Source organism: Moorena sp. (assembly GCF_982860115.1).
Genome location: NZ_CEYLVT010000319.1, coordinates 2,988 through 6,760, shown reverse-complemented (window position 1 = coordinate 6,760; position 3,773 = coordinate 2,988). Strand labels below are relative to the sequence as shown.

At 42.8% G+C, this 3,773-nt stretch carries 3 protein-coding genes and 1 pseudogene; all 4 read right to left on the bottom strand.

Annotated elements, in window-relative coordinates:
- Positions 1–281: 281 nt before the first annotated feature.
- Positions 282–482 (bottom strand): annotated as a pseudogene (locus AC4II3_RS30300) (alpha-hydroxy-acid oxidizing protein); the annotation flags it as partial.
- 6 nt (positions 483–488) lie between these two features.
- A complete protein-coding gene (locus tag AC4II3_RS30295) occupies positions 489–1,379 on the bottom strand; it encodes a M48 family metallopeptidase (RefSeq protein WP_488016228.1) in 891 nt (296 codons plus the stop codon).
- Positions 1,380–1,562: 183 nt separating this feature from the next.
- Positions 1,563–2,363 (bottom strand): type 2 periplasmic-binding domain-containing protein, encoded by an 801-nt coding sequence (locus AC4II3_RS30290; RefSeq protein WP_488016226.1) that lies wholly within the window; start codon positions 2,361–2,363, stop codon positions 1,563–1,565.
- A 251-nt stretch (positions 2,364–2,614) separates the two neighbouring features.
- Complete coding sequence (locus AC4II3_RS30285; protein ID WP_488016229.1) at positions 2,615–3,736, bottom strand: alpha-hydroxy acid oxidase; 1,122 nt, start codon at positions 3,734–3,736, stop codon at positions 2,615–2,617.
- Positions 3,737–3,773 lie beyond the last annotated feature (37 nt).

The window sequence follows — 3,773 nt, the reverse complement described above, 5'->3', positions numbered from 1 at the left end:
CTCCCTGCTCCCTGCTCCCTGCTCCCTGCTCCCTGCTCCCTGCTCCCTAAAACAATGATGCACAATAGCTGCCTATTTCACTACCCTGATAAGTGGCAGTAATTTAGTGAGATAGTAGTATAAAACTATTACCAATAAATACTAATTTATATAGTGATTTTTCTAGTCAAAGATAGCATACCTAGTATTTATATAATATCAGCCAAGTCATTGAGATTACTAAGCCAAATGTATTATTAGTGATTAATTATTGGTGACTAGTTATTGGTTAATTACTCTGGTCAATCTTTGATTTTAACCAAACTAAGGTCAATATCTTTGACCTTAGTACAGCCACTTAAGCCCATCGCTATATCCAATTCATCTCGTAACAATTGCAAGACATGGCGTACTCCAGCAACTCCTGCTACAGCTAATCCCCATAACACCGGACGACCTACCAACACCGCTGATGCACCCAAGGCTAGAGCTTTGAGCACATCAGCCAGTCAGTATAGGTAGCTCACGTACTGGATTGGTAGAGATTGGATTCTCTGTTTGTAGACAGCACTGTCTAAGCCATCACCATCATTGGGATTCCAACCTTTTTTGTTGATTATTTCCTGGATAGTATCAAGGCGTTTTACTGTTTCTGGGTGGGTTCTTAGCATTGCCGGTGTATTGCCTGTGGTTACTTTTTGGGTTAATTTTTGGAGAAATCCAGTCATGCCTGAGGGAGCGTAGCCAGCACCGTGCAACATTTCTAATCCCTTGCGATCCGCTTCATATTCCTGCTGCCTTCCTCGGGGAAGAGAGAAGGCGATATCCTCAAGAAGATTTATAATGGTTTTGTACTCGACTTCACTATTTACCTCAAGGTTTTTGTCTTTGATAATCTGGCGCAGCTTCTGGATACTGTGTTTGCTAGTAATGTGAGCAATTTCGTGAGCTATCACTGCAGCTAACTCAGCTTCATTTTCTACCCCTTTCAGCAAGCCAGTATGAACATAAACAAAGCCACCCAACAAGGCAAAGGCATTTATATCGTTGTTCCTGACTACTTGAAAGGTATAGGGAAAATTGGGGCGCTCGCTATAGGGAATTAATCTCTTACCAATGTCTTGGACGTATTCAGTGATTTCGCGTCCGCTGTAAATCTCCAGCCCTTGATCAACTTCTTGTTGATTCAAACACTTACCCAGCTCTACTTCTTGTTGATCAGACATGGTGATTAACTGAATTATCTTAATTCCTGCATCACCATCCAACCCACAGGAGTCAAATGCTGATGAGGTATGGGGTAACCCTACCCCTAGACCCAGTGCCACAACTACCAGAATCAGCAGGTAAAACCATCGACGATGGGAAGCATGCTTAATCCAAAAGAATGGGTTTAACATAGTCGTCTATTTGAATAATCAAAAATAGGCTTGTAAGTATTCAGCAGTCAGTTTTCAGCAGTCAGTTTTCAGCAGTCAGTTTTCAGCAGTCAGCTTTCAGCAGTCAGCGATTTAGTTAGCACATTTATCATAAGCAGCTTGTCGTATACCTTGGTAATAAATCGAGTCAACACCCAAGGATTTTTACAAAATTATCTCCCACCTTAAGTCAGTAATCAATTTATCAATTATTGTCTTCCATTCTATATCCTGATCTGGTAAAATTATTCCGTAAAAATCACAACTTAACGGTCGGTCAGGAATTAAGGTAAAATCCTGGAATGTAAGCCCTTGTCTTAAGGCTTCTGCCATTAATAGCATGCCATCACTGGCAAAAGCATCAATATCCCGTTCGACAACATCTTTCAGAGCCAATTCTCGACCGTTAGAGCTTATGTAACGAGTGTCTACTATTTCAGCTAATGGGTAGGTACTGGAGATTAAGGGATGTGTATTTGAACCAGGAAGGACACCAATTTTTTTACCAGCTAGGGAAGTTTCAGGATTGAATATACCCTTCATTTCGGGTCTGATTAGAAAATGTGTCCCGGAAAAATAAAAAGCAGTGGAGTAAGTAACTCCTGATAGTGGTGGAGCAGTTTTGATCGTATTGGGTCCACAATCTAGATGTGCCTTGCCATTGGCTACCATCCCATAACGATTGTTAGGGGAGTCTTCGTCTAGAACAGATGGAATTGGTTCTAACCGAACAGGTCTCTTGAGTACTTCACCGAGATGGTTGGCTAGAACATACATTTTAGTCACGCAGTAGCCTTGCAATTGGTCTTCCTCTAGAAAACCAAAAGGAGGGGCATCTCTTCTAATTCCTACTTTCAAAACACCAGTGCGCTTAATTTCAGACAAGACTGTTTCAGCTAAACTGACTGAGGTAAACGTTAAGGATAAGATAATACTAAGGGTGATAGTGGCTAGTTTATTACTCATTTCTCGGATTTCAGACTAACTAATAATTGCTTGATAAATCGCTCAAAGCTTATTTAACCCTGACCCTAACCTTGATAAGTGCTAGGAGTTTAGGGGAATAGTATCAAAGTATTACCAATAACTAATAATTTTTGCCATACAAATTAACATACGCAGTCTTGCTATAACTTACGCCAATTCATTGATATTGCTAAGCTATTTGGCTTAGTTTTTAGGTATTATAAGTTATTATTAATTTATTGATTATTTTGTCAATCTTTAATTTTCACCAAACTATGGTCAATATCCTTGACCTTAGTACAGCCACTTAAAGCCATCGCTATATCCAATTCATCCCGTAACAATTGCAAGACATGGCGTACTCCAGCAACTCCTGCTACAGCTAATCCCCATAACACCGGACGACCTACCAACACCGCTGATGCACCCAAGGCTAGGGCTTTGAGCACATCAGTACCTCGACGGATACCCCCATCGATTAATACCGGTAAATGATTTCCCACAGCTGCGACCACTTCGGGTAAGGCATCGATGGATGCGATCGCACTATCCAATTGCCGACCCCCATGATTCGATACAATGATTCCTTTTGCTCCATGGTCCAATGCCTTGAGAGCATCATCTCCTCGCAAAATGCCTTTGACTAACACCGGTAGAGTAGTGATCGATTGTAACCATTCCAGATCCTGCCAGGTCAGTGTTGGATCAATTTGCTGGGCAAAATAGCTCAATAAACCGGATTCTCCTGCAGTTTTGGGAATTTCCAGACCGGTCATAGTCGCTAAATTAGCCAATTCCATCCCTACCGGTAGAGTAAATTGATTGCGTCGATCCCTTTCCCGACACCCCAACACTGGTGCATCTACGGTCAGACAAAGGGCACTAAAACCAGCTGCCTCCGCCCGTTCCACCAGTCTACGGGTGAGAGTGCGATCGCGATGGACATACAGCTGAAACCATGAGGGATTTTGGATATGGGATGTTGCCTCCTGCTTTTGTTGGCTCTGTTTCCCGGCAAGGGCTACAGCTTCTAAGGGTTTGGTGGACATCGTACTCAACACCATGATTGCCCCTACCTCAGCTGCCGCCCTTGCTGTTGCCAATTCACCCTCTGGATTGGCCAGACACTGGAATGCCATGGGAGCAACCAGAATCGGTATGGGGAAAAACTGATCTAGGATTTGTGTACTTAAATCTCGTTGACTCACATCCACCAACATCCGAGGACGAAGTTTTATCTTTTCAAACCCTGCACGATTGTCTCGCAGTGTTACTTCATCCCAAGCACCACTGGCGTAATAATCCAGTACCATGGGAGATAGATACTGCGGCGCTAGGGATTCGTAGTCGAATAGATTAATCGGTTGATTCAAGGTTTTTTGTGGAAGGTTGTTCGCGTAGCGTGGCCTT